We start from the raw sequence: 25,937 nt of genomic DNA, 5'->3' as shown, positions 1-25,937 counted from the left end.
TTATTATGTTAATTCACTCATATATAAATGAAAAGGCATTTGCGAAGAGTCTTAATTTGAAAGAGCGTTATAAAACGCTAACGAGTAGAAGAGATTTATTATTATCGGAGGATTTAAATTTAGCCGAATTAAATAAATGGATAGATAAAATGTTTAGAAGTAATAAAGCTGATTTTGATTTTAAATTAAAGATGAATGAAATGACAAAAGAAGATTTTGCGAGTTTAATTGAGAAAATCCCTGAATCTAAAGAGCATTTATATATAGATGAATTAAATGAAAATGTGAATTTGCGCGTGTTAGAAATGGGAATAGAGTTGTGTGAAAGTAAACCATTAAGTGCAGAGGAAGATTTAGGGTTTATAGAATTTGTTAGGCCGTTTGCACTTTATGCAGCTGAAATGATAGATAGTTCGTTGAAATATAGATTAAATAAGATACGTTATGAGCATGAAGAGATTAAAGAAATGCTAGTTCGATCTTTAGTAGAAGAGTTATTAAATAATGCGGTGCGATCACTAGTCTTAGAATTTAATGTTGCAAAACTAAGGGAGGAACTAATAGGAGAGACTCCAGAAGAGCGATTTCTTTCTTTTGTCCGAGAGAAAGCTAGGAATAAGGAGAATTTAATTGCATTTTATGAAGAATACGCAACATTAACACGAAGATTAATTTTGAGAACAGAGTATTTTATACAAAATGTTCAAATGTTACTATTTCGTTTGAATGAAAATTGGCTACAATTACAAAAAGAATTTCAATTGCAGGATGCATCATTAAGTGAAATTAAGGTTGGATTAGGAGATACACATCAAGGAGGAAAAACGGTTGTTCAGCTTGTGTTCTCTTCAGGTAAAGAAATTTTATATAAGCCAAAGTCTATGGAAATTACGAAATCGTACCATGCGTTTTTAGAATGGATGAATGAGGTAAGTGGAAGTATACAACTTCCATCATATAAAGTTTTAGACTTTGGTGAATATGGATGGGAAGAGAAAATATTGTATAAACCGTGTTCTTCTAAAGAAGAGGTGGAGCGCTACTATTTACGTTTTGGTAAGTTGATTGGTTTAATGCATATGTTAAAAGGTGCTGATTTGCATTTTGAAAATATAATTGCTCATGGAGAGTATCCATACATTATTGATTCGGAGACGATTTTTCATCAATATCCAAAACTGAATTTTCCGGATAGTGCAGAAGTAAAATTGAAATATGAACAAAGCGACTCAGTGATAGGATCTGGATTGTTACCGCAAGCTATGTTTCAAAACATCGATGGAAAAGGTATAGATTTAAGTGCTTTAAATGGAAAAGAGCAAGATTTGCCGTTTAAGGTGTTGGCCTTAAACCAAAATAGTAAGGATGAAATGGAATTTACTATGAAAGAAGCCAAAAGTCAAAGTGCTAAAAATCTACCGAAACTTGGAGTAGAAGAAATTTATGTAGAGGATTATTTAACCTTTATTATTAATGGTTTTCAGGAAATATGTAAATTTTTTATTGAGTATAAGGAAGAGATTTTATCAGAAAGAGGACCTTTAATTACATTTAAAGAAAATAAAATTCGCATTGTTGCTAGGGCTACTCAACAATATTGTAATTTCTTACAAGAGTCTACACATCCAGACTATATGAGAGATTCAATTTTATTGGAACAATTATTTGAAAGAGTATGGTATTACCCATATGAAAATAAGGAACTAGTCATTTATGAGATTCAAGACTTATTACGTGCGGATGTTCCTATATTTACGACTTTCACAGATTCACGAGATCTATATAGTAGTACAGGTGAAAGGATGGAAGACGTTTTTAAGGAGAGCGGTTATGAGCAAGTATATAATAGAATTTATTATTTTGATGATAAGGAATTGGAAAAGCAACGAGGATGGCTGAAGTTGGCAATACAGGGAAATAGAGATGTGGATATTAAAGTGAGAAAAAAAGAGGAGTACAGAAGTGAACTATTAGAAAATCATCAAGAGACAATCTTGCAGGAAGCTATAAATATCGGAGAGGCTTTAGTAGAGAATGTAGTATTATCCGATGATAGAACAACGGCTTCATGGTTACAAGCAAATGTTATTCACGACAAGTGGTATGTTGCCCCTATGAAGCAAAATTTATATGACGGTTTAGGTGGCGTAGCACTATTCTTATTGTATCTAAATAAGGTTACAGGAAACGAAAAATATTTAGAGGTTGCTCATAAGGCGTTGAAATCAGCGATGAACCCTTTATCGAAAGCGAAGGGGCTTCTATCGACCTTCTTGGGTAAATATTCATTGTTATATCCATTAGCACATTTTCAATCTATAAGTCCTAGAAAAGAATATCAGGATTTTTTAGAAGAAATAAAAGTAGAATTAAAAGAAAGGCTCAAAGAAGAAGAAGAGTTTGATTTGTTAAGTGGCTCAGCGGGAGTTATTCAAGTGGCCCTTAATTTATTTGAAATGACAAAGGATCAAGATTATTTAGATCTTGCTGATATGTACAGTAAGCATTTGGTGAAAAATGTATCAATATTAGAAAGTGGAGTAGCGTGGAAGAATAAACATACTAACAGTTATTTAGGTGGTTTTTCTCATGGGACGAGTGGTATCGCTTGGAGCTTATGGCGTTCAGGGATTCTGAATGGGAATCAAGAATATATTGATTTAGCTAAACGTGCACTTGCGTATGATCGATCATTGTTTGAAAAAGAAGAAAGTGCGTGGAAAGACACAAGAGAGAGTGAGAAGAAGTGCTTACATCAATGGTGCCACGGTTCCACTGGAATAGGATTGAGTAGAGTTTTAGTAAGGAGCTATGAAGAAAATGTAGAAATGGACGAAGAAATTCGAGTAGCTGTAGATAATGTACGAAAGTATGGATTTAAAAATAATGATACATTATGTCATGGGAATATGGGGGACACGGAATTACTATTGGCTGTTTCACAGTTATATGATAATAAAGAATTGTATGAACAGGCGATACAAATTGGTATACAAGTTATTAATAATTATAGAGAAACTGGTAGTTATCAATGTGATGCGCCAGATGATATTCAATCATTCGGTATGTTTGTAGGGATAGCAGGAGTTGGTATGCAGTTATTAAGACTATTACAGCCAAATGAAATTCCATCCGTTATGACATTAGAAAATGTAAAAGGATAAATGAAAAGACATTCTACCTTTTGGTAGAATGTCTTTATTATACATTAACATTTATTATACCTTTTCGAACAGCTTCAGCTAGTGCTTCAGAACGAGAGCTCACCTTGAACTTTTTAAACAGTTTCGTTAAATTATATTCAACAGCCCTAGAACTCATATATAATTCATCCGCAATTTGTTTATTACTTTTTCCTTTCGCGATGGATTCAAGAATTTCTAATTCTTTTTGTGTAATTGTAATATGGCTTGATGCTCTTTTCGTATCTAAGTTATCGACAGTCATATCTTCAACTCGAAGTTGTCGCAATAGAGAAATTGGAATTAAAGTATACCCATTTAAGACGGCCCGAATAGCCATTAATAACTCTTGCTGTGATGCTGATTTGCTAACAATACCGCTAATACCAGAATCTATTAATAAATTAAATTGTGATAAATATTCGAAGCCTGTGTAGAGAATGATTTTTGCATCTGGTTGTATGTGTAAAAGTTTTTGAGCCACATCAAGTCCACTATAATTAGGCATGTTCATGTCTAAAAGATATATGTCAAAAGGTGTTTTTGAACTTTGAGAAATTGCTTCCTGTTCGTTTAAAATGTATGTTGCTTGAATATCTTCTTCTAATTCGATCATATTTTTCGTACCTTCACCAACTATTTGGTGATCGTCCACAATCAAAACGTGTATCATTTTATTCACCTCGGTATAGTAATATTTACTTGTAGTCCATTTCCTATTTCTGAAATAAGTTGAATTTCGCCTCCTATTCCTTGGACGCGCCCTTTGATTCCAGATAAACCCATATGTTTATTTGAAGAATAGGGGGCTTGGGTATTAAAACCGATGCCGTTATCACGATAATCTAGATAAATACAATTATTTTCTTCCCATAAGAATATATTAATTAAGGTTGCATTAGAGTGCTTATCAGCATTGTTTAATAATTCTTGGATAATACGATAAATAGATAAAATTTTATCAAATTCGTAATGATTCTCCTGTATTGAGTCGTATTCAAATTGAATTCGGAAATTAGTACGTAGTTGCATTTGTGCTAATAGCTCTTTAAGCGCACCTATAAGACCAATTTCAGATAGAAGAGCAGGTTTTAATTCATTACAAGTGTCACGAATTTGTTGAATAACATCAAGCATACCGAATTTTATTTTTTCTAATTGTCCCTGCAATTCACCTGGTACAGTATGCTCTTTTAATACGGTTTCTAGTTTGCGATACCAGACAATTTGGTCTTGCAGGGCAGCGTCATGAAGATCTGCAGCAAGCCGACGCCTTTCAGTTTCTGAGATTTGAAATAGTAGGCGCGAAAAAGTTGCTGAGTGTGTTTTATTTGCTATGCTTTCTTTTTCTAAAGATTGAATGATTTGGTTAACTGAATTTAGGTTTTCATAAACGAGACGTACATATTTTACGATAGCAATAAACCAAGTTTTTTCATTGATATTAAATTTAATATTGTTGGTTTTATTTCCAACCCAAATATAATGCTTCGTATTTTGAGTAGAATATAAATAAATACCGATACATCCGTCATCTTCTAATAAATCATTTATATACCCTGATTCCATTCCCCATTGTTTCTTTTTCGAAAGAGTAAATTGTTCTGTTTCTCCGTAACTTTTATAACAATTGTATGTATTTTGTTTTGTATCAAATTCAATAAATTGTATAAAACACGGTTTTAGTAAGGACATAATTTCATTCATAAATTTTTTCTCTAAATCTTTTACTTTCATAATGGAAGAAAGTTGTTGTGCGAATTGATCAATACTTACATGTAAATTGGTTTTGCTTCTGAATAATTGGTTACGGAATGTGAAATCTAATCGTTCCTTTATTACCAGAAACAGTATGTTTAAAGGGAAAATGATAATGAAATTTTGCATGAGTCTAATAAAGAATCGTTCGTCAGGATTAATACCCCAGCTTATAATTAATGTAATAATGATAGTTGGAAGTAATGAAAGTAAAGAGTAGTACCGAACACGATCAAACATAAAATCAATATCAAAGATTTGCTTTGTTAATATTAAATAAAAGTAGCCAATTGGAATGCAAAATAGGAATAATGCTGCAATATCAGCCCTAATAATGGCTGCATTAAATAATATCCTTGGAAGGGCATATAGCATTATAAATGGCCCAAAAGAAATACATTGGATAACTAACATAAATTTAAAAAAAGGTCTGTGTAAAGTATTTCTATATTTTATGTATCCTTTTAAAAGGAAATATACACTTAAAAGAATACTAAAACATAAATAAGCTAAATCTGTGTAAGCAGAGACTTGTTGCAAATCTGGAAAAAAGGTAACGGATAATAAGCCGGTAGTAATAACGGTCACGTATAGACAAATGTGAAATCTAACCACATTTTTATGTATAATAATAATTTCCTTCCGCTTAAACAGCTGATATAAAAATAAAGTAAGAAATAAAGATACACTTTGAAAAGAGATACTTATAATTAAAAGTCCGCCAAAATCAGATTTACTAGATATAGAAGAGGCGGAAAGGCTAATAGAGGTTGCTAATAAAAAAAGCATAAAATAACGCTCTTCTCGCCTTATAGCTTTATTTCTATAGACAATAAAACATAAGCTTAAAATGGCCAGAGAAAAAATCATTGGTAGATATAATGTAATAATTAGCTCTTCGTTGTCTGAAGTAGCTGTTGTGCTATAAGTAGAAATCCTATCATTCTGTATAGTTTGAATTTCAGTTGCATTTAAAAATTGATTTTGGTACCGCTTGAAAACCCCTAAATAAGGATTCTCCCCATCTACTTTGTAAATTTCATCGCCTGCTTTTAATGCTGTTTTTGCAGCCCAACCCGACGTATCAATTTGACTAATTGTATATGTCTTATGGTTTTCTTTAGAAGCGATAATGCCACTGTAAGGCTGATAAAATTTGTAGAGGATGTAACTTTGTATGATTAAGTAAAAAATTATTAATGAAATGACGAAATAAATTGGACGTTGTTTAATCATTGCTAGAACTACCTCACTATCATATATAATTTCGGAATCCCGCAATAGGATTGCGGATAATAGCAAAAGAATATGTAATAATATAAAACTATAAAAATTGGTGGGGTGAACGATATATGATTAGGGAATTAGTTGAACGTATATTAGAAGATATTCAATTTAAAAATGTGTGTAGTCAAGGAACAATAGCCATTGATGGTATATCAAAACAAGAATTAGAAATTATTTTAGGTACTTTAAATAAATCGACTTTACTTAGTAAAGCTGCTGAGACATGGAAGTAAACTAAAGTAAAGTACCAATTAACCTATCCTTATTTGCTTGACTGAGTGAAAGTTGTTCGATGTATCTTTTTGATTTGTATACATATAGGTTCTGCATAACGGAACAGTACTCCATTGATCCACCATATAGTAATATGTGTTTTAAAGAATCTAATGCTTGATTATTTAATTCATCATATTGTATCTCTTGATTAAAGAATTTTTTTATAAGTATAAAGTTATCATTTTTACTATTTAAATAATATAGTATTGGTAAAGTTTTCTTTAAATTAAGAAAATCATTTTTCTTATCCCATTGCATAATATCACGCATGTCGTTTTTTATCTGATTAATAACGCCTATACATATTGCGTAGTTTTCAATTAAAGAACGCTGGATAGGGTTTATATTCCCTGTTCCTAATAAGCATGCAGGTTTAATTAGATATCCAGATTTGTGAGTTACCATATCAATATAATCTTTCTCAGAATGGATTTCATTTTTAAGATCTAGCTGTTGTCCATTAATAGAGTTTAAAATACAGGAGTGTATTTCATTTTTGAGCCAGTTCTTCATTTGAATTGAAAGGGAAGATTTGTCGACTTCTTGCAAACAAATGAGTAAGAATCCCATAATTATATTGAGATTTGTGGCAATTGGATGTTTTGTCCAAGGTCCTTCTAAGAAATCTTCATCTTGAATATCATCCATAATATCTAGAGAGAGCATAAGTAATTCTATAATTGTTAGCAGTAATTGTTTTTCTTCTTCATTTTGGTTAGCCTGAAATATTTCATAATGTACGAGAGTGATGTTAGCAAAACGAGTAGAATCATTGAATTTGTATTCAATATATTCTGAAGAACATTGACGTAATGTAGATTCGAAAAAATGTCCATAAACCAGTTTTTTTGCACGCAAAATTAATTCATTTTGTAATGAATAAATCACTCGCAGCTCCCCTTTTGTAAAAATTCGGAATATTCCAATTGTAACATAAGAGGGAGATCTTCACAATTAAGCATATCGCAAATGCGATATGTTTTTTTTATGAAGATGTTGCGGAGAATCCCGCTAATTTGTTTGCGGTAACTACAACGTGCATTGCGGACAATAACGTTTAAAAGAAGGATATGATATGAGTACAGATTAAGACGACACAGTTTAATAAACGAGAAAAAATAATCTAATATGGATTGAGAATAAAGGAGGAGAATGATGAAGAAAGTTTTAAGTGGTCGAGAAAAAGAAGTAGCTGTGTTGATTGCACGAGGTTTGAAGGATGTTGAAATAGCAAGGGAGTTATTTATTAGTAGAAGGCGGGTGGGGGAATTAGTAGCCTCAATTAAAAGAAAGTTAGAAATACATTCAAGGGTCCAAATCGGAATAGCTGCATATTTTTTAGGATTAATTACATTTGAATTTAATTTTAATCATGGTAACCGTGAGGGTGTTGCTATGATTAATAGTTAAAGAGATAGGGGGGAATAAAATGGCAAAGGTGCCCTTTATAGAACAGATGGAACATAGCGAATGTGGATTAGCCTCATTGGCGATGGTCTTTAGTTTTTATGAAAAGCATGTTTCGTTAGCTGAATTAAGAGAAGAGTTTGGTGTTCCAAAAGGTGGTACATCTTTATACCAGCTTATGCATATTGCTAGAAAAAATGGTTTTCAAGTAAAAGGATATAAAGCTGAATATGAGGCTTTAAGTGAAGTTAAATTACCAGCAGTTATCCATTGGGAGCATAAACATTATGTAGTCCTAGAGAAAGTGACAAAAAAGGGGGCTATAGTTATAGACCCTGCTTACGGAAGAAATAAAATCTCTAAAAAAGAAATGGAGGAAAAATATTCTGGATTTGTATTAACCCTTGAACCAGATGAGTCATTTCAAAAACAAAAAGGTGTCTCTCATTTGCAATTCTTTTTATCGTTTGTGTTAGGGAAAAAGAAATTAATAGCTTTAATTGTATTAGCATCTTTAATAATTCAGGCTTTTGCGCTGGTGATTCCATTTGTAACAAGTTGGATGACCGACCACGTAATTATTCCGAAAGATCCGAGCTATATGAATATGATAGGTTACAGCATTTTAGTATTGCTAATAAGTTATCAAGTATTTGCTTCGTTAAGAGGCTTTCTAATAGCGAAGTTGCAAACGGCAATTGATATGTCTTTAATGCAAAGTTTTATAGAAAAACTATTAAGTCTTTCTTATAACTTTTTTGAGAATCGATCTATGGGAGAACTGTTATTTAGAGCAAATTCCAATGTATATATTAGACAAATATTATCTACTAAGGTAATTTCCTTTCTTATAGATGGAATTCTGCTTTTCACTTACTTATTCTTCATGTTTCGTTATTCGACCTTATTAGGATTCGTTGTGTTAGCAGTTGGAATTGTTATATTCGCCCTACTTGTCATGAGCACGACTGTTTCTAAGAAGTTAGCTGATAAAGAGGTTTCGGCTCAAGCTCAAGTTCAACGAATTTTGTCTGAGAGTATTAATGGGATTAGTGATGTGAAGGTTATGGGATTGGAAAAGCAAGTGTATACAGAATGGCAAGAACGCTTTGGTTCACAACTCATTCATGCAGAGAAGAGATCTATCTGGACGGCATTGATGAATACATTAGCGGGTTCTATTCAATTTATTTTACCATTGTTTCTACTTTGGTTCAGTGGACAACAGGTGCTAGCTGGAAATATGACATTAGGAAGTGTACTTGGCTTTAATGCTTTAGCGATTTCGTTTATAACACCGATTATTTCCATTGGAAGTGGTTATGGTGAATTGATTTATATTAGCTCCTATATTCAGCGGATTTATGATGTAATGCATGCGAGATCGGAGAGAGAGGTAAATCAATTTTCAGGAATTAAGAAACTGAATGGTGATATTGAGTTTGAAAATGTTTCTTATCGTCACAATTATTTCAGTGAAGATGCAATTCAGAATGTTTCATTTAAAATCAACGCTGGTGAGAAGGTCGCAATTGTTGGGGCGTCTGGTTCTGGGAAGAGTACAATTGTAAAAATGCTTCTTGGACTATATACACCAACGAATGGGAAAATCCGATTTGATGGGATAGAAAGCGAAAAGTTGAATTTGAAATTTTTAAGGAAATCAATAGGCGTTGTTTTCCAAGAAGCGAGATTGTTTAACAAAACGGTAGGAGAAAATATTATTGCGCAAAGGAAAGGTGTGCCTCCGAATGGAGTAATTGAGGCATCAAAGCAAGCGAATATATTAGAAGATATTATGATACTACCATTGAATTTTCAAACGATGGTATCTGAATTTGGAGTTAACTTCTCCGGTGGGCAAAGACAAAGGTTAATATTAGCTAGAGCATTGGTAACAAACCCATCTATTCTAATATTAGATGAGGCGACAAGTGCACTTGATACATTGTCTGAAAGAGTTATTGATGAGAATTTAACTGATATGTCATGTACAAGGATTGTCATTGCACATAGGTTAAGCACGGTTAAAAATGCAGATAAGATTATTGTTATGGATAAGGGAGCAATTGTAGAGATAGGATCACATACAGAGTTACTTGAGAAGCAAGGATATTATTATCAATTGTCAAAAGCTCAGGAAGTAAAAGGAGGGATTAAAAGTGAAAGGTTGGCCTAAATATCGAAACACTATAGCGAAAATGGGTGCCGGAATTACAGTAGGGATATTATTAAACCTTCCTATAGTTGGAGTTAGTACGATAAGCGCTGAAGAAATGAAACATAATCAAATTAAAGAAAATTCGTATGTGTTTACATTGAGGCAAGGTGAAAATACGGATGAGATGATAAAGGAAATTAGAGATAAATATCCCGATTTAAAGCTCGAAGTAATAAAAGAAATTAAGATGCTGAATATTGAAGGTGATAATTTAGAAAGAGTACAAGAAGCACAGCAGCATTTATTAAAAAATTATAAAGGGATAATTGAAAAAGCAGGTAGAGAGGATGTAGTGGAATTAAAGCCACCCACTATAGTAAAGAAACCTTCGAATATAACAAAATACGCACCTTCACAATTAGAACAAGAAGAGGTCGATTATAGCAAATGGAAATGGGATGTCGATAAGGTAACAGAAAATGGAGAGAGCTATAAAATTGAACAAGGAAATCATAGTGTAAAGATTGGTGTTATTGATAGTGGAATTGATGTAAATCATCCTGCGTTAAAGGGAAATATAGTTAGTCAGGGGAAAATTTTAGTTCCGAATGTAGAATCGATTGAAGATAATATTGGTCATGGAACAATGATCGCGGGGCTAATAGCTGCTGATGGGAAAATAAAGGGGATAGCTCCCAAAATTGGGATTGTACCATACAAAGTATTTCAAGGTAGTTCTGCGGATTCAAGCTGGGTTATTAAAGCTATTGTAGAGGCTGCAAATGATGGGATGGATGTGATTAATTTAAGTTTAGGAACATACAAGTCCATTAAAGATCCAGAAGAAGGGGCTGTGTATTTAGCTTACAAAAGAGCGATAGAGTATGCGAATAGTAAAGGGAGTTTGCTAGTGGCTTCCTCTGGAACAGAAGGATTCGATATCGCAAATCCTTTTCAATTAGCTAAGCAAAGAGGATATGAAAACGACTTACAACTTCATATGCCTGGAGGTTTACCGGGGGTAGTAACTGTTGCGGGAACAAATAAAGAGGATCGATTAGCTTATTACTCTAATTATGGAACCAATGTTGATATTGCAGCTCCATCAGGAGATTATGGATCTTTGTGGGAAAGTGAAAAAGTGGGAGATGAAACAGCTATGGTATTAACCACATATCCTACAAACCTTCCGCAATCTCAGCTAAGTGAATGGTTAGGGTTTGATAGAGGGTATGAGCTGATGATTGGAACGAGTCTAGCAGTTCCTAAAGTATCTGCTACAGCCGCACTTGTAATTGCGGAATATAAAGAAAAATTTAGGCTGAAGCCTAGTAATGGATTTGTTAAAACAAGATTATATCAGGGGGCCAAACCGGCATTGGATGACGGGAAAAAATACTTTGGAAAAGGCATTGTAAATGCGAAGGGTGCACTTGATTTTCGAAATACAAATTTTAAAAAATGGGAGAGATAAAGATGAATTTTAAAAAGTTTTTACTTATGATTGGCGGAATTGCTTTAGGAATGGCAGTTATTTACTTTATTAAACAGTAAAAGGGGATGTTATATATGGCATTTGAAATTCAAGGATTAAATAAAACATTTGGTGAATATAAAGCCGTTAATGATTTAAATATACGTGTAGAAGAAGGTGGAATTTTAGGGATGCTGGGCCGGAATGGTGCTGGTAAGACGACAACGATTCGTATGATCTTAGATTTAATCAAACCGGATAGCGGCCAAATTCTATGGAATAATCGCCCTTTTTCAAAGAAAGACCTATCTATTGGCTATTTACCAGAAGAGCGTGGATTATACCCGAAAATGAATGTAGTGGAGCAATTGGTGTATTTCGGCAAGTTAGAAGGAATGCCAGCTAATCTTGCAAAAAGACATGCGTTACAATGGCTAGAAAAATTAGAAATGATACCACATTTAAAGAAGAAAACAGAGGAATTGTCAAAGGGAAATCAACAAAAGATTCAATTGATTTCAGCGATATTGCATAATCCGGAATTCATCATACTAGATGAGCCATTTAGTGGATTGGATCCTGTAAATGCAGAGATGTTAAAAAATGTTGTGCTCGAGTTAATTGCGCAAAGAAAAACGATTATCTTTTGTAGTCATCAAATGGACAGTGTAGAAACGTTCTGTGAGGAAATTTGTATTATGAAAAACGGTCAACTTGTATTATCGGGTGCTTTGTCAGATATTAAGAAAAGTTATCAGTACAAATATATGACGTTGCAAACGGAAGGGGATATTGAACCTATTCTTAAGAAGAAAAATTTCAATTTTGAAAAAGTTAATCGTACGTTCATGATTAAAGTTAATGATGGAGAGGATGCATTTTCGCTGCTTGAAGATATTAAAACTAAACAATATATCCGAGATGTTTCTATTAAAGAGCCTTCTTTACATCAAATCTTTGTTGAAAAGGCGGGTGCATAAGTAATGAGGAATTTCTGGATTGTTTTAGGGCAAACTTACTGGGACCGTGTGAGGACGAAAATATTTATTGGGATGACATTATTATTAATAGGAGGAGGGATATTCTTATTCTCTTTTCCAACTTTAGTACAAAAGTTTTCTGGAGAGAAAGAAAAAGCAAAGGTTGTATTTATTTCTGAAGCACCTAATGTTACGGTGGATCAATCTAGTCTTAGTAAAGCTCTTCCAGAATGGGATTGGTCTTTAGGAGATAAAACAAAATTAAATCAATATAAGCAAGAATTGTTAGATAGGAAAGTCGAAGCGCTCTTTATATTAAAAGAGGGTGCGGGTGCTGAACCAGTATTAGATTACTTTATGAAGCTGGATAATCCTAAGTTGATTCAAAGTGCACAGGTATTTGTACAAAATCAGTATTTTCAAAGTGCGGTAGTTAAACAACAGTTATCAGAAGAGGCTGTGAAATCACTGACGATGAACGTGCAAGCGACAAAGCAGAACTTAAATAACGAAGAAACAAGTTCATTTTTACTAGTATATTTATTAGTAGCGATTATGTACTTAGCAATCACTTCATATGGAAATGCTATAGCGACAGCAGTTGCATCAGAGAAAGCCTCCCGTGTTATGGAAGTGATGGTTACAAAAGTATCTCCTGTCCATATGGTTTTCGGGAAAATTTTAGGAGTCGGTCTTGCTAGTTTGACACAGTTATTTATTTTCTTCTTTAGTATGGCGTTATATATTAAATCTGGAATTTTCAAGGTATCGGATTCGTTTTTTGGAGTGAATATTGATGTAAATATGATTACAGGTGAGCATGCTGCATATTTCTTGTTATATTTTGTTCTCGGTTACTTCGTTTATGCGGCACTTTTCGCGGTGTTTGGTTCTATGGTAAGCAGGCCAGAAGAATTATCCGGAACAACGATGCCGATTACTCTTATATTGATGGGAAGCTTAGTGGTCGAGTTGTTAGTAGTACTTGATAACCCTGAAGGGCTAGTATCAAGGGTGACATCATATGTTCCGTTTACAGCTCCAATTAGTATGGTAGTTAGGATTATTAATGGATCTGTTGGGAGTTTAGAAATTATTACATCTATGGTTGTATTATTGGCTAGCATCAGCTTAATTGCTATGTTTGCAGCGAAGGTCTATCCGAAAGGTGTATTAAGAAGTGGTAAGAGCCTTAAATTTAGTCAATTGTTAAAAAATAATTAATTGTAGGGGGGAATAAATAATGGGATTTTTTTCGAAAAGAAAACAAAAAATGATGGATAGTAGTGGCGAGAGAAGCGTGAAAAAAATAGTTGAGTTGTCTGTGGAAGAGATGAGAGGAATTCAAGGAGCGTCTAGTGAATCGAACGATTATCTCTATGATTCATATGTAATTAGGAATCAAAGTTCCTTAGCTTTAAATAAGAGGTTTCTTCCTTAATTAAGAATCGTAAAAGAGTAGTTAGGCATAGTGAAGTGTCACTATACCTAAACTGCTCTTTTTATTTTGGAATTGAACAGAGATAAATTTAATGTTGTTATATATAAAATTAAGAGTTACTATTAGTATGTGGTGACAAAACATGAGTTTATCCCGCATTAACGGGCAGTAAGACCCCCACCTCAAAATTCAGCGGAAGCAAAGAAGTTAGGTGGGGGGCGTCTACCCGTAAAAGCCCGATTGGTGAGGGTTGATTAAAGTTTCACTTTATTATTTTCTTTCAATATTATTCAAATTTCGGTTGTAAGTTGTAAATATCATTAATACATATAAATTAATAATATTTTGGAATGGGCGTCTGCGTGAGGATTCTCCTTTTACCAAACTTATTGTACAATAGAAACAAGGGGGAGATTAGTTTGAAGGCAAGTCTTTTACAAGAACAAAGCTTACGTTTGGCAATGACACAAGAGTTAAGGCAAGCGATTACAATGCTTCAGTATAATGTACAAGAATTATCGGAGTTTTTGTATGAGCAATCGTTAGAGAATCCCCTTATTGAGTTAGGTGGTTTTGAGAGGGAGAAGAAGAAGAGCTCTAACAACAGTAAAAGTACCAGCAAACAAGTCGAGAATCAGATGGAAATCTACAGTGTGGATTCTACAACGATTCAGCAACATTTATTAAATCAAATACAGTATTATAAAATAGAAGAAGAAGAGCGAAAAATAGCTTCTTTCATTATTATGAACATGGATGGAAATGGGTATTTACAAGAAACGAATGAAGAATTAGCAGATCTCCTTTCTGCGCATATTCATGTAGTCGATCGCTCTGTAGAGATTGTCCAATCACTTGAGCCAGCAGGGGTAGGAGCGCGTAATATTCAGGAATGTTTAACCTTACAATTGAAGCGCTTACAAAGAAGAAATGGATTAGCGGAAGATGTTGTAGAGGAGCACTTTGCTTATTTCGTGAAGAAGGATTGGCGAAAGCTCGTTCATGTGCTGAAGTGTAGTAATGAAGAATTACAATCGGCGGTGAACTGTATTACATCATTGCAGCCGAAACCGGGCCTTGCGTATTCTTCGGATAAACCACTGTATATTGTGCCTGACATGGCAGTGAAAAAAGAAGGCGATCGCCTCGTTTTACAGATGAATGAGAGAAATATGCCGAGAATTGAAATTCACTCTGAGTACAGTGCGCTTCTTAATAATAGTGAAAGTGAAGTAGCGTCTTACGTTTCAGAAAAGTATCAGCATGTGCAATGGATTATGCGCAGTTTGAAACAGAGAAAACAAACACTTCTGCAAGTGATGACGATTATTATGGAAAAACAACGTGATTTCTTTTGGGAAGGTCCAGCGTATTTAAAGCCGCTCGCTTTAAAAGAGGTGGCGGAAGAGCTAAGTGTGCATGAGTCTACGATTAGTCGTGCAACAAGAAATAAGTATGTGCAAACGCCACACGGTTTATTTGAGATGAAATCGTTCTTTAGTAATGCAGTTTCGACGACAGAGGATGAGGCAGTTTCAACGAAGCGAGTGAAACAGTTTATTCAAACGCTTGTGGAAGCAGAGAATAAGAAAAAGCCACTCTCAGATCAAAAGATTTCAAAATTATTAGAAGAAGAGCATGAAATTGTTATTTCTCGAAGAACGGTGGCGAAGTATAGAGAACAAATGCATATCCCAGCTTCGTCATTGCGAAAAACAATCGGATAGGTGAAGAAGATGAAAGTTGTGCTGTATACAAAAAAGGATTGTGGTCTTTGCGTGCAGGCGAAACAAGTTTTGCAGGAAGTACAATGTGAATATTCTTTTCAAATTGAGGAAATAGATATATATGAAGATCATGACCTTTTAGAAAAATATCACTTAATGATTCCGGTTGTAGAAATAGACGGAAAACAAGTAGAATATGGTAACATTCACAAAGGTGTCATAATAAACTATATAAAGAATGCAGTTAAGAGTTGAATAAGTTTCTATCTCCTGTTACAATAATACACGTAGCAGGGATTATTTTTTTAACCCACGTGGGACGCAAAATGTCACTACGGGACGTAAAGTGACCACCGAGGGAAAATGAACCAATGTAGTGAGGAGAAAAGATATGCGCTCATGGATTCAGAACACAAAAAAATTATTACCTGATCTGCTACCTGTTATGCAAACGAGAATGCAAATTCTTCAATACATTAGGCTCATGCAGCCGATTGGAAGAAGAAACTTATCAGCAAGCCTCGGTATGACAGAACGAGTATTGCGAAGTGAAGTTCAAGTTTTGAAAGAACAAAACTTAGTTCACGTCGCTTCTTCTGGAATGACTTTGACAGAAGAAGGAACAGCTTTAGTTCTTGCTTTGGAAGACTTTATGAAAGAAATTTCCGGGTTAAAGGTTTTAGAAAAACAACTTAAGGAAACATTAGACTTGGATGAAGTTTTCGTTGTCCCTGGTGATAGTGATGAATCACCTTGGGTCAAACTGGAGATGGGCCGTGCTTGTGTGACTTGTATAAAAGACCGTCTGACAGCGAATAATATCGTTGCTGTGGCTGGAGGAACTACGCTAGCTGCTGCTGCGGACATGATGCAACTTGATTGCAAAGATTTACATATGCTATTTGTCCCAGCACGTGGTGGAATTGGAGAAGGTGTTGAATTAGAAGCCAATACCATTTGTGCCAAGATGGCGCAAAATACGATGAGTAATTATCGCTTATTGTATGTTCCAGACCATGTTAGTAGCGAAGCATATGCGTCTATTGTGACAGAGCCTTCCGTGAAAGAAGTTCTTGAGTTGATTCGATCTTCCAATATCGTCATTCATGGAATAGGTGATGCGTTAACAATGGCACGTCGCAGAAGTACTTCAGAAGCAGATTGGTTAAAGATTCAGGCAAGCGAAGCAGTTGGCGAAGCTTTCGGTTACTACTTTAATGAAGAAGGAAATGTTGTTCATAAAGTAAGAACAGTTGGTATGCAACTTGAGGATTTACAAAATGTATCTCACGTTGTTGCAGTCGCTGGAGGTTCTTCAAAGGCAAAAGCAATACAGGCTGTAATTAAACAAGGGCACACTTCAATTCTAATTACAGATGAAGGTGCAGCAAAACAGTTAACAAAGGGTTTTACCCTTTAATATAATCCCCCAAGGAGGAAATTCAAATGACTAAAATTGGTATTAATGGATTTGGACGTATCGGACGTAACGTATTCCGCGCAGCTCTTAACAACTCTGAGGTAGAAGTAGTAGCAATCAACGACTTAACAGATGCTAAAACATTAGCTCACCTTTTAAAATATGACACAGTTCACGGAACTTTAAATGCAGAAGTATCTGCTAACGAAAACAGCATCGTTGTTAACGGTAAAGAAATTAAAGTTATCGCTGAGCGTGACCCAGCTCAATTACCATGGAGCGACTACGGAGTAGAAGTAGTAGTAGAATCTACTGGCCGTTTCACTAAAAAATCAGACGCTGAAAAACACTTAGGTGGATCAGTTAAGAAAGTTATCATCTCAGCTCCAGCTTCTGACGAAGATATCACTGTAGTTATGGGTGTTAACCACGAACAATACGATGCAGCTAACCACAACGTAGTATCTAACGCTTCTTGTACTACAAACTGTCTAGCTCCATTCGCTAAAGTATTAAACGAAAAATTCGGCGTAAAACGCGGAATGATGACAACAATTCACTCTTACACTAACGACCAACAAATCTTAGACTTACCACACAAAGATTTACGTCGTGCTCGTGCAGCAGCTGAAAACATGATCCCAACATCTACTGGTGCAGCTAAAGCTGTAGCATTAGTATTACCAGAACTTAAAGGTAAATTAAACGGTGGCGCTGTACGTGTTCCAACTGCTAACGTTTCTCTTGTTGACTTAGTTGTTGAACTTGACAAAGAAGTAACAGTTGAAGATGTAAACGCAGCATTCAAAGCAGCAGCTGAAGGCGAATTAAAAGGTATCCTTGGATACAGCGAAGAGCCATTAGTATCTATCGACTATAACGGATGTACAGCTTCTTCTACAATCGATGCATTATCTACAATGGTAATGGAAGGTAACATGGTTAAAGTACTTTCTTGGTACGATAACGAAACTGGTTACTCTAACCGCGTAGTAGACTTAGCAGCTTACATGACTTCTAAAGGTCTTTAATTCTTAATTATATAAGCAATCAATGACAAAACGAGGGAGAGGGTTTGTTCCCTCTCTCTCTTCTTTCGTTTTAAAAGCAAATGTGTTAAGCTTTTGAATGGGTTTTGTCAATCCTAACTAGTAGTCGGAGGGAAATCCAATGAACAAAAAATCAATTCGTGACGTAGATTTAAAAGGTAAGCGTGTATTTTGCCGCGTTGATTTCAACGTACCTATGAAAGAAGGCAAAATTACAGATGAAACTCGTATCCGTGCAGCTCTTCCTACAATTCAATATTTAGTAGAGCAAGGTGCGAAAGTTATTTTAGCAAGCCACTTAGGCCGTCCAAAAGGTCAAGCGGTAGAAGAATTACGTCTTACTCCAGTAGCAGCACGTTTAGGCGAGCTTCTTGGTAAAGATGTTAAAAAAGCAGACGAAGCATTCGGACCAGTTGCACAAGAAATGGTTGCAGCAATGAACGAAGGCGACGTATTAGTTCTTGAAAACGTACGTTTCTATGCGGGCGAAGAAAAGAACGATGCAGAACTTGCGAAAGAATTTGCAGCACTTGCTGACATCTTCGTAAACGATGCATTCGGTGCAGCTCACCGTGCTCACGCTTCTACAGCAGGTATCGCAGACTACCTACCAGCAGTATCTGGTCTATTAATGGAAAAAGAGTTAGATGTATTAGGTAAAGCACTTTCTAACCCAGAACGTCCATTTACAGCTATTATTGGTGGTGCGAAAGTAAAAGATAAAATCGGTGTAATTCGTCATCTATTAGACAAAGTAGATAACTTAATCATCGGTGGCGGACTTGCTTACACGTTCGTTAAAGCTTTAGGTCATGAAATTGGTCTATCTCTATGTGAAGACGACAAGATTGAACTAGCTAAAGAATTTATGCAACTTGCAAAAGAAAAAGGCGTAAACTTCTACATGCCAGTTGATGTTGTAATCACTGAGGAATTCTCTGAAACTGCAACAACTCAAATCGTTGGTATCGACTCTATCCCTTCTAACTGGGAAGGCGTAGACATCGGTCCTAAAACACGTGAAATTTATGCAGATGTAATTAAAAACTCTAAGCTTGTTGTATGGAATGGACCAATGGGTGTATTCGAAATGACTCCATTCGCAGAAGGTACAAAAGCAGTAGGACAAGCATTAGCAGATGCAGAAGATACATACTCTGTTATCGGCGGTGGTGACTCTGCAGCAGCTGTTGAAAAATTCGGTATGGCTGATAAAATGAGCCACATTTCTACTGGCGGCGGTGCGTCATTAGAATTCATGGAAGGTAAAGAGCTTCCAGGTGTAGTTTGTCTTAACGACAAATAAGTAGCAGCCAAAGAAAAAGGACGGTGCAAAGCATGCGTAAACCAATTATCGCAGGTAACTGGAAAATGAATAAAACTCTATCTGAAGCAGTTAGCTTCGTAGAGGAAGTTAAAGGTCAAATCCCAGCAGCTTCAGCTGTTGATGCAGTAGTTTGCTCTCCAGCTCTATTCTTAGAGCGCCTTGTAGCAGCAACTGAAGGAACTGATTTACAAGTAGGTGCACAAAACATGCACTTCGAAAAAAATGGTGCATTCACTGGTGAAATTAGCCCAGTAGCACTTAGCGACTTAAAAGTAGGCTACGTAGTACTTGGCCACTCTGAGCGTCGTGAAATGTTTGCTGAAACAGATGAATCAGTAAACAAAAAGACTCTAGCAGCATTTGAACATGGTTTAACACCAATCGTATGTTGTGGTGAGACTTTAGAAGAGCGCGAAAGCGGAAAAACATTTGATCTAGTAGCAGGTCAAGTGACAAAAGCACTTGCAGGTTTAACAGAAGAGCAAGTTAAAGCAACTGTTATCGCTTATGAGCCTATCTGGGCTATCGGTACAGGTAAATCTTCTTCTTCTGCAGATGCAAATGAAGTATGTGCGCACATCCGTAAAGTTGTTGCAGAAGCTGTTTCTCCAGAAGCTGCAGAAGCTGTTCGTATTCAATACGGCGGTAGCGTAAAACCAGAAAACATTAAAGAGTATATGGCACAATCTGACATCGACGGCGCTTTAGTTGGCGGTGCTAGCTTAGAGCCTGCTTCGTTCTTAGGTCTTCTGGGGGCGGTAAAATGAGAAAGCCAACAGCTTTAATCATCCTTGACGGTTTCGGACTTCGTGAAGAAACTCACGGGAATGCTGTAGCGCAAGCTAAGAAACCTAATTTTGATGGTTACTGGAACAAATTCCCTCATACAACGCTTACAGCTTGTGGTGAGGAAGTAGGTCTTCCAGAAGGTCAAATGGGTAACTCTGAGGTTGGTCACTTAAATATTGGTGCTGGCCGCATAGTATATCAAAGCTTAACACGCGTAAACGTTGCAATTCGTGAAGGTGAGTTCGATCAGAACGAAACATTCCAAAATGCAATTAAAAGCGTAAAAGAAAAAGGTACTGCTCTTCATTTATTCGGTTTACTTTCTGATGGTGGTGTGCATAGTCACATGAACCATATGTTTGCTCTTCTTCGCTTAGCAGCAAAAGAAGGTGTGGAGAAAGTTTATATCCATGCGTTCTTAGACGGCCGCGATGTTGGACCACAAACAGCAAAAGGTTATATCGATGCAACAAATGAAGTAATTAAAGAAACAGGAGTAGGACAATTCGCGACTATCTCTGGTCGTTATTACTCCATGGACCGTGACAAGCGTTGGGATCGCGTAGAAAAATGTTACAGTGCTATGGTGAATGGTGAAGGCCCTACTTATAAATCAGCAGAAGAGTGTGTAGAAGACTCTTATGCGAACGGTATCTATGATGAATTCGTATTGCCGTCTGTAATTGTTAACGAAGATAACACGCCAGTTGCAACAATCAATGATGATGATGCAGTTATCTTCTATAACTTCCGTCCAGACCGTGCAATTCAAATTGCTCGTGTATTTACAAACGAAGACTTCCGTGAGTTCGATCGTGGTGAAAAAGTACCTCACATTCCAGAATTCGTATGTATGACACACTTCAGTGAAACTGTAAATGGTTACGTGGCATTCAAGCCAATGAACCTTGATAACACTTTAGGTGAAGTTGTTGCGCAAGCGGGATTAAAGCAACTTCGCATCGCGGAAACTGAAAAGTATCCGCACGTTACATTCTTCTTTAGCGGTGGTCGTGAGGCTGAATTCCCAGGAGAAGAGCGTATCTTAATTAACTCACCGAAGGTTGCAACGTATGACTTGAAACCTGAAATGAGCATTTACGAAGTAACGGACGCTTTAGTAAATGAAATCGAAAATGATAAACATGATGTTATCATTCTTAACTTTGCAAACTGTGATATGGTTGGCCATTCTGGGATGATGGAACCAACGATTAAAGCAGTAGAAGCAACTGACGAATGTTTAGGAAAAGTTGTAGAAGCGATTCTTGCAAAAGATGGTGTAGCACTTATTACTGCTGACCATGGTAATGCCGATCAGGAGTTAACTGCTGATGGCGAGCCGATGACAGCTCATACAACTAACCCGGTTCCTTTCATCGTTACAAAAAATGATGTAGAGCTTCGTGAAGGTGGTATTTTAGGAGATATCGCTCCAACAATGCTTACACTTTTAAATGTGGAACAACCGAAAGAAATGACAGGTAAAACAATTATTAAATAATTTGCTTATATAAAAAGGAGAGAATTTATTATGTCAACAATTATTGATGTTTATGCTCGCGAAGTCCTTGACTCTCGTGGTAACCCAACTGTAGAAGTAGAAGTTTACACAGAAAGCGGTGCTTTCGGACGCGCTATCGTACCAAGTGGTGCATCTACTGGTGAGCACGAAGCAGTAGAATTACGTGACGGTGACAAATCTCGTTACCTTGGTAAAGGTGTTGTTAACGCAGTAAACAACGTTAATGAAATTATCGCTCCAGAAATCGCTGGTTTCGATGTAACTGACCAAGCTGGTATTGACCGTGCTATGATCGAATTAGATGGCACTCCAAACAAAGGTAAACTAGGCGCTAACGCTATCCTTGGTGTATCTATGGCAGTAGCTCACGCAGCAGCTGACTTCGTAGGTCTTCCATTATACCGTTACCTTGGTGGATTCAATGCAAAACAATTACCAACTCCAATGATGAACATCATCAACGGTGGTTCTCACGCTGATAACAACGTTGACTTCCAAGAGTTCATGATCTTACCAGTTGGTGCTCCAACATTCAAAGAATCAATCCGTATGGGTGCTGAAGTATTCCATGCACTTAAAGCTGTATTACATGACAAAGGTCTTAACACTGCAGTAGGTGACGAAGGTGGATTCGCTCCAAACCTTGGTTCTAACCGTGAAGCTTTAGAAGTAATCATCGAAGCTATCGAAAAAGCTGGTTACAAAGCTGGCGAGAACGTATTCTTAGGAATGGACGTTGCTTCTTCTGAGTTCTACAACAAAGAAACTGGTAAATATGACCTTGCAGGCGAAGGCCGTACTGGCTTAACTTCTGCAGAAATGGTTGATTTCTACGAAGAGCTTTGCAAAGACTTCCCAATCATCTCTATCGAAGATGGTTTAGACGAAAACGACTGGGATGGTCACAAATTATTAACTGAGCGTATCGGTGATAAAGTACAATTAGTTGGTGACGATTTATTCGTAACTAACACTCAAAAACTTGCTGAAGGTATCGAAAAAGGTATCTCTAACTCAATCTTAATTAAAGTTAACCAAATCGGTACTTTAACTGAGACTTTCGAAGCTATCGAAATGGCTAAACGTGCTGGTTACACAGCAGTTGTATCTCACCGTTCTGGTGAAACTGAAGATGCTACAATCGCTGACATCGCAGTTGCAACTAACGCTGGCCAAATCAAAACTGGTTCTATGAGCCGTACTGACCGTATTGCTAAGTACAACCAATTATTACGCATCGAAGACGAACTAGGCGAAATCGCTGTTTACGATGGTATCAAATCTTTCTATAACATCAAACGATAATTGTAGAAAATAACGACAGACCGTGAGAAATCTCGGTCTGTTTTTTTATGCTAAAATTGTTCACCAGTCATAAGTGACATGAAATGTTTGAAGAAGCGGTTATAATCAAAATCAATTGCTATTTGATGACTCGGCCAATCAATAAATGGCTTAGATTCTCCTAAAGAGCGAAATTCTCCAATGCTTGCCCCCTGCGCATAGGATTCTGTCATGACAACGATAGGTGATTTGTGATAGGTAAACATAGAGTTATCAAGTAAAGCGAGTATTGGCATTGTGTCATGGAAGGGGCTACCCTTTAAATGTGGTAGGGCGTCTTTATAATATCCGTAGTAATAATGATCGAATAAAGGTTTGACAAGTGGGGCTTTTCCTTTTGTTTCAATATACTCCGCCATCTCGGGTGTAATGACGGAATATTGGGTGACGTTTAATGGGTATATGTACATGTTAGCTGTAGATTGGAGGACTATATTAGCAGCAGTAGGATCGCCATAAAAGTTTGCTTCGGAAATAGGGGTAACATTACCAGGGTGTAAAAAGGCACCGCCCATTACGTAGTAAGATTTAACTTGCTTCATTAACTGTTTACATACGATGAATAAAATTGCTAGGGAGGTAAGTCTTCCTAAACTTACAATGATTAATTCATCTTTATACTGCTCAATAAGAGGAATAACTTCAAAAAAATTCTCCATTTCTCCGTTAGTCACATTCACCTTTGGAATAATTGGCCCAAGCCCCTGTTTCCCATGTACATCCGTAAAAAATGCAGGTGGGGCACCAGTAAGAGGACGTTCTGAACCACCGAATATCTTGATATTTCTATTCTTTGTTTCGTTATTAAAAAGATGAGCATTTTGTACGGCCATTTTTTTCGGGACATTGCCGTAATCAGCAACAATACCGATAATTTCTATTTCATCAATAAAGAAAGCTAAGAGCAGAGCCATCGTATCATCAATCCCAGGATCACAAAAAATGAGAACTTTTTTGGGCATATGTTCACCACCTATCTTGTTTATCCCGTACAAACCCGCTTGATGAGGGCTAACAATCAGTATGGATGTGGGAATCCTCATGGATTAAAGTTTCACTTTATATATATGTAAGCTTAAGGATAAAAAGATTATTTTATTGAAATAATAGTCTTATAAATTCAGAAAATAAAAACTTTTTATATTAGGTCAAGGTTTTTGACGTAATTTCTGTTTGGAAATGCAGTCATATCAAGGTTGTAAGCGTATAACATAGGCTGTTTTTGCTGTCAAGTTGATAAATTGCAGCTTTTTACAATTTATACTATGATAAAGATATTAACAGAAGATCGTATAAACATGAGGGATGATGAACATGAAATTTACAAAGATTCTTGTCCAAATTGCTGCTCTTTACGTGTTTTACATGGTTGGAACTTGGGTGCAAGAAATGCTAAATATTCCAATTCCAGGAAGTTTGATTGGGATGTTCCTCTTACTTGTTTTACTTAGCCTAAAAGTTCTTCCAGTGAAATGGTTCGATTTAGGAGCAGAAACACTCGTTGCTATTATGCCGTTTTTATTAATTCCGCCAACGCTTGGCTTAATGAATTACGGTGCTTTTTTTATGAGTAAAGGAATTTCTCTTTTCATTACAGTTGTAGCGAGTACATTTTTAATTATTATTGTCGCAGGACATACAGGACAATATCTTGCGAATAGGAAGGAAAGAGAGTCGTGATGAGCCAAATATTAATCGGAATCGGTTGGGTTCTTTTTACGGTGCTATTATATCAATTATCTAAAAAAATCTATAAATTATTTCCAACACCATTCACCATTCCAATGCTTGTAGCAACAGGATTAATGGCTTTCCTATTTATCGTGCTTGATATACCATATCAACATTATATGGAAAGTGGTGGTGGCTGGATTGCAAAGCTACTTGGACCCGGTGTTGTAGCATTTGCAATTCCTCTTTATAAACAACGTCATATTCTGCAAAAATATGTTGTACCGATTGCCGGCGGGGTATTAGTAGGTACAACAGTTGCAATCGCTAGTGATTTTGCCATTGCTTCACTTATGGGAACAGATAAAAGCTTAATCTTATCGTCTTTACCAAAATCGGTGACAATGCCAGTTGCGATGAGCGTTTCTGAACAAGTTGGTGGTGTACCTTCCTTAACAGCAGCTTTCGTTGTTATCGCAGGTATTACTGGAACGATTACAGGACCTCTCTTATTAAAATGGAGCCGTGTTACAAACTCAGTTGGTAAAGGTATCGGATTTGGATGTGCTTCTCATATTATGGGCGTTATGAGAGCGATGAAAAATAACGAACATGAAGGTGTTATTGGATCGGTAACAATGACATTAACAGCAATTTTGACATGTTTACTTGGACCGTTATTTGCAATGATGTTTATGTAATAGAAGAAAAGCGAGAGCGACTCTATAGCTCTCGCTTTTCTATAGGATTTATGCTACAGTTACAATAACTGAATCTTTGTAGGAGGTACGCCAAGTGCATACGTTATTATCCGTTTTACTTATTACTGTATCGATTTTAATGATTGTTATGGTACTTATGCAGTCTAGTAATAGCTCAGGCCTTTCAGGTGCAATTTCAGGCGGTGCAGAGCAATTATTTGGTAAGCAAAAAGCACGTGGAATTGAAGCGGTATTAAACCGTATTACAATCGTTTTAGCTGTATTGTTCTTTGTATTAACAATTGCTGTTACGTACTTAAACTTATAGAATTGAAAGAAGAAGCGTTAGTAAGATGTACTAATGGTTCTTCTTTTTTTGTTTTGCTATTTGAAAGATGTTTCTAATTAGATTATAGAA

At 36.1% G+C, this 25,937-nt stretch carries 23 protein-coding genes; 19 read left to right on the top strand and 4 right to left on the bottom strand.

Features of this window, described 5'->3' with window-relative positions; translation table 11 throughout:
- Positions 1-5 precede the first annotated feature (5 nt).
- A complete protein-coding gene (locus MHI26_RS26370; RefSeq protein WP_061666162.1) occupies positions 6-3,164 on the top strand; it encodes a type 2 lanthipeptide synthetase LanM family protein in 3,159 nt (1,052 codons plus the stop codon).
- 37 nt (positions 3,165-3,201) lie between these two features.
- Here the strand turns inward: MHI26_RS26370 and MHI26_RS26365 are convergent, their stop codons facing one another.
- Both MHI26_RS26365 and MHI26_RS26360 read right to left on the bottom strand, forming a co-directional pair.
- On the bottom strand, positions 3,202-3,855 hold the full coding sequence (locus MHI26_RS26365) for a response regulator (protein ID WP_061666161.1): 654 nt from the start codon (positions 3,853-3,855) through the stop codon (positions 3,202-3,204).
- A 5-nt stretch (positions 3,856-3,860) separates the two neighbouring features.
- Positions 3,861-6,176 (bottom strand): sensor histidine kinase, encoded by a 2,316-nt coding sequence (locus tag MHI26_RS26360; protein WP_061666160.1) that lies wholly within the window; start codon positions 6,174-6,176, stop codon positions 3,861-3,863.
- A gap of 116 nt (positions 6,177-6,292) precedes the next feature.
- On the opposite strand from MHI26_RS26360, the gene MHI26_RS26355 reads away from it, so the two are divergent.
- Positions 6,293-6,460, top strand: a complete 168-nt coding sequence (locus tag MHI26_RS26355; RefSeq protein WP_170959192.1) for a hypothetical protein — start codon at positions 6,293-6,295, stop codon at positions 6,458-6,460.
- A 1-nt stretch (position 6,461) separates the two neighbouring features.
- Here the strand turns inward: MHI26_RS26355 and MHI26_RS26350 are convergent, their stop codons facing one another.
- Positions 6,462-7,391 (bottom strand): polyprenyl synthetase family protein, encoded by a 930-nt coding sequence (locus MHI26_RS26350; RefSeq protein WP_061666159.1) that lies wholly within the window; start codon positions 7,389-7,391, stop codon positions 6,462-6,464.
- 267 nt (positions 7,392-7,658) lie between these two features.
- On the opposite strand from MHI26_RS26350, the gene MHI26_RS26345 reads away from it, so the two are divergent.
- The 14 genes from MHI26_RS26345 to eno all read left to right on the top strand — a co-directional run bounded on the left by MHI26_RS26345 (position 7,659) and on the right by eno (position 23,108).
- Positions 7,659-7,913, top strand: coding sequence for a response regulator transcription factor (locus tag MHI26_RS26345; RefSeq protein WP_061666158.1), 255 nt, complete (start codon positions 7,659-7,661; stop codon positions 7,911-7,913).
- A 19-nt stretch (positions 7,914-7,932) separates the two neighbouring features.
- Complete coding sequence (locus MHI26_RS26340) at positions 7,933-10,089, top strand: peptidase domain-containing ABC transporter (RefSeq protein WP_061666157.1); 2,157 nt, start codon at positions 7,933-7,935, stop codon at positions 10,087-10,089.
- Positions 10,073-11,545 (top strand): S8 family peptidase, encoded by a 1,473-nt coding sequence (locus MHI26_RS26335; protein ID WP_061666156.1) that lies wholly within the window; start codon positions 10,073-10,075, stop codon positions 11,543-11,545. The genes MHI26_RS26340 and MHI26_RS26335 overlap by 17 nt, the downstream gene beginning before the upstream one ends.
- Positions 11,546-11,640: 95 nt before the next feature.
- Positions 11,641-12,525, top strand: a complete 885-nt coding sequence (locus MHI26_RS26330; protein WP_061666155.1) for an ABC transporter ATP-binding protein — start codon at positions 11,641-11,643, stop codon at positions 12,523-12,525.
- A 3-nt stretch (positions 12,526-12,528) separates the two neighbouring features.
- Positions 12,529-13,749, top strand: a complete 1,221-nt coding sequence (locus tag MHI26_RS26325) for an ABC transporter permease (RefSeq protein ID WP_061666154.1) — start codon at positions 12,529-12,531, stop codon at positions 13,747-13,749.
- Positions 13,750-13,768: 19 nt separating this feature from the next.
- On the top strand, positions 13,769-13,966 hold the full coding sequence (locus tag MHI26_RS26320; RefSeq protein ID WP_000505576.1) for a hypothetical protein: 198 nt from the start codon (positions 13,769-13,771) through the stop codon (positions 13,964-13,966).
- Between the two features lie 419 nt (positions 13,967-14,385).
- Positions 14,386-15,693, top strand: coding sequence for an RNA polymerase factor sigma-54 (gene rpoN, locus MHI26_RS26315; RefSeq protein ID WP_061666153.1), 1,308 nt, complete (start codon positions 14,386-14,388; stop codon positions 15,691-15,693).
- 9 nt (positions 15,694-15,702) lie between these two features.
- The gene (locus MHI26_RS26310) at positions 15,703-15,948 is read left to right on the top strand and encodes a glutaredoxin family protein (protein WP_000869733.1); all 246 of its coding nucleotides are present in this window, start codon (positions 15,703-15,705) and stop codon (positions 15,946-15,948) included.
- A 136-nt stretch (positions 15,949-16,084) separates the two neighbouring features.
- On the top strand, positions 16,085-17,113 hold the full coding sequence (gene cggR / locus MHI26_RS26305) for a gapA transcriptional regulator CggR (protein ID WP_001258185.1): 1,029 nt from the start codon (positions 16,085-16,087) through the stop codon (positions 17,111-17,113).
- A 26-nt stretch (positions 17,114-17,139) separates the two neighbouring features.
- Complete coding sequence (gap, locus tag MHI26_RS26300; protein WP_000161234.1) at positions 17,140-18,144, top strand: type I glyceraldehyde-3-phosphate dehydrogenase; 1,005 nt, start codon at positions 17,140-17,142, stop codon at positions 18,142-18,144.
- 139 nt (positions 18,145-18,283) lie between these two features.
- The gene (locus tag MHI26_RS26295; RefSeq protein ID WP_001036332.1) at positions 18,284-19,468 is read left to right on the top strand and encodes a phosphoglycerate kinase; all 1,185 of its coding nucleotides are present in this window, start codon (positions 18,284-18,286) and stop codon (positions 19,466-19,468) included.
- Positions 19,469-19,500: 32 nt separating this feature from the next.
- Entirely contained in the window at positions 19,501-20,256 is a 756-nt protein-coding gene (gene tpiA / locus MHI26_RS26290; protein ID WP_001231042.1) for a triose-phosphate isomerase, read from the top strand.
- The gene (gene gpmI / locus MHI26_RS26285; RefSeq protein ID WP_061666152.1) at positions 20,253-21,782 is read left to right on the top strand and encodes a 2,3-bisphosphoglycerate-independent phosphoglycerate mutase; all 1,530 of its coding nucleotides are present in this window, start codon (positions 20,253-20,255) and stop codon (positions 21,780-21,782) included. Before tpiA ends, gpmI begins: the two co-directional genes overlap by 4 nt.
- 30 nt (positions 21,783-21,812) lie before the next feature.
- Positions 21,813-23,108 (top strand): phosphopyruvate hydratase, encoded by a 1,296-nt coding sequence (eno, locus tag MHI26_RS26280; RefSeq protein ID WP_000103951.1) that lies wholly within the window; start codon positions 21,813-21,815, stop codon positions 23,106-23,108.
- Positions 23,109-23,158: 50 nt separating this feature from the next.
- Here the strand turns inward: eno and MHI26_RS26275 are convergent, their stop codons facing one another.
- Positions 23,159-24,109, bottom strand: a complete 951-nt coding sequence (locus MHI26_RS26275; protein ID WP_061666151.1) for a nucleoside hydrolase — start codon at positions 24,107-24,109, stop codon at positions 23,159-23,161.
- A 352-nt stretch (positions 24,110-24,461) separates the two neighbouring features.
- Here MHI26_RS26275 and MHI26_RS26270 point away from each other — a divergent pair, with 352 nt between their 5' ends.
- The 3 genes from MHI26_RS26270 (at position 24,462) to secG (ending at position 25,847) form a co-directional block, all read left to right on the top strand.
- Positions 24,462-24,827: a CidA/LrgA family holin-like protein gene (locus MHI26_RS26270; protein ID WP_000673221.1), complete on the top strand. Its 366-nt coding sequence runs from the start codon at positions 24,462-24,464 to the stop codon at positions 24,825-24,827.
- On the top strand, positions 24,827-25,519 hold the full coding sequence (locus MHI26_RS26265; protein WP_000078303.1) for an LrgB family protein: 693 nt from the start codon (positions 24,827-24,829) through the stop codon (positions 25,517-25,519). The genes MHI26_RS26270 and MHI26_RS26265 overlap by 1 nt, the downstream gene beginning before the upstream one ends.
- Before the next feature lie 94 nt (positions 25,520-25,613).
- Positions 25,614-25,847, top strand: a complete 234-nt coding sequence (secG, locus tag MHI26_RS26260) for a preprotein translocase subunit SecG (RefSeq protein ID WP_000557266.1) — start codon at positions 25,614-25,616, stop codon at positions 25,845-25,847.
- The last annotated feature ends 90 nt before the right edge of the window (positions 25,848-25,937 follow it).

Source organism: Bacillus sp. FSL K6-1218, assembly GCF_038006445.1.
Taxonomy (GTDB): domain Bacteria; phylum Bacillota; class Bacilli; order Bacillales; family Bacillaceae_G; genus Bacillus_A; species Bacillus_A thuringiensis_S.
Note: the sequence above shows the minus strand (reverse complement) of the source record. Positions and strands in the feature narration are given on the sequence as shown.

Bases quoted from the DNA above. Each gene is read 5' to 3' on its own strand.
- MHI26_RS26330 (WP_061666155.1), top strand. From the start codon at position 11,641: ATGGCATTTGAAATTCAAGGATTAAATAAAACATTTGGTGAATATAAA.
- MHI26_RS26275 (WP_061666151.1), bottom strand. From the start codon at position 24,109: ATGCCCAAAAAAGTTCTCATTTTTTGTGATCCTGGGATTGATGATACG.
- MHI26_RS26345 (WP_061666158.1), top strand. From the start codon at position 7,659: ATGAAGAAAGTTTTAAGTGGTCGAGAAAAAGAAGTAGCTGTGTTGATT.
- eno (WP_000103951.1), top strand. From the start codon at position 21,813: ATGTCAACAATTATTGATGTTTATGCTCGCGAAGTCCTTGACTCTCGT.
- MHI26_RS26265 (WP_000078303.1), top strand. From the start codon at position 24,827: ATGAGCCAAATATTAATCGGAATCGGTTGGGTTCTTTTTACGGTGCTA.
- MHI26_RS26360 (WP_061666160.1), bottom strand. From the start codon at position 6,176: ATGATTAAACAACGTCCAATTTATTTCGTCATTTCATTAATAATTTTT.
- gap (WP_000161234.1), top strand. From the start codon at position 17,140: ATGACTAAAATTGGTATTAATGGATTTGGACGTATCGGACGTAACGTA.
- MHI26_RS26365 (WP_061666161.1), bottom strand. From the start codon at position 3,855: ATGATACACGTTTTGATTGTGGACGATCACCAAATAGTTGGTGAAGGT.
- cggR (WP_001258185.1), top strand. From the start codon at position 16,085: ATGCGCTCATGGATTCAGAACACAAAAAAATTATTACCTGATCTGCTA.
- MHI26_RS26355 (WP_170959192.1), top strand. From the start codon at position 6,293: ATGATTAGGGAATTAGTTGAACGTATATTAGAAGATATTCAATTTAAA.
- MHI26_RS26370 (WP_061666162.1), top strand. From the start codon at position 6: ATGTTAATTCACTCATATATAAATGAAAAGGCATTTGCGAAGAGTCTT.
- MHI26_RS26320 (WP_000505576.1), top strand. From the start codon at position 13,769: ATGGGATTTTTTTCGAAAAGAAAACAAAAAATGATGGATAGTAGTGGC.
- gpmI (WP_061666152.1), top strand. From the start codon at position 20,253: ATGAGAAAGCCAACAGCTTTAATCATCCTTGACGGTTTCGGACTTCGT.
- MHI26_RS26270 (WP_000673221.1), top strand. From the start codon at position 24,462: ATGAAATTTACAAAGATTCTTGTCCAAATTGCTGCTCTTTACGTGTTT.
- MHI26_RS26325 (WP_061666154.1), top strand. From the start codon at position 12,529: ATGAGGAATTTCTGGATTGTTTTAGGGCAAACTTACTGGGACCGTGTG.
- tpiA (WP_001231042.1), top strand. From the start codon at position 19,501: ATGCGTAAACCAATTATCGCAGGTAACTGGAAAATGAATAAAACTCTA.
- MHI26_RS26340 (WP_061666157.1), top strand. From the start codon at position 7,933: ATGGCAAAGGTGCCCTTTATAGAACAGATGGAACATAGCGAATGTGGA.
- MHI26_RS26295 (WP_001036332.1), top strand. From the start codon at position 18,284: ATGAACAAAAAATCAATTCGTGACGTAGATTTAAAAGGTAAGCGTGTA.
- MHI26_RS26310 (WP_000869733.1), top strand. From the start codon at position 15,703: ATGAAAGTTGTGCTGTATACAAAAAAGGATTGTGGTCTTTGCGTGCAG.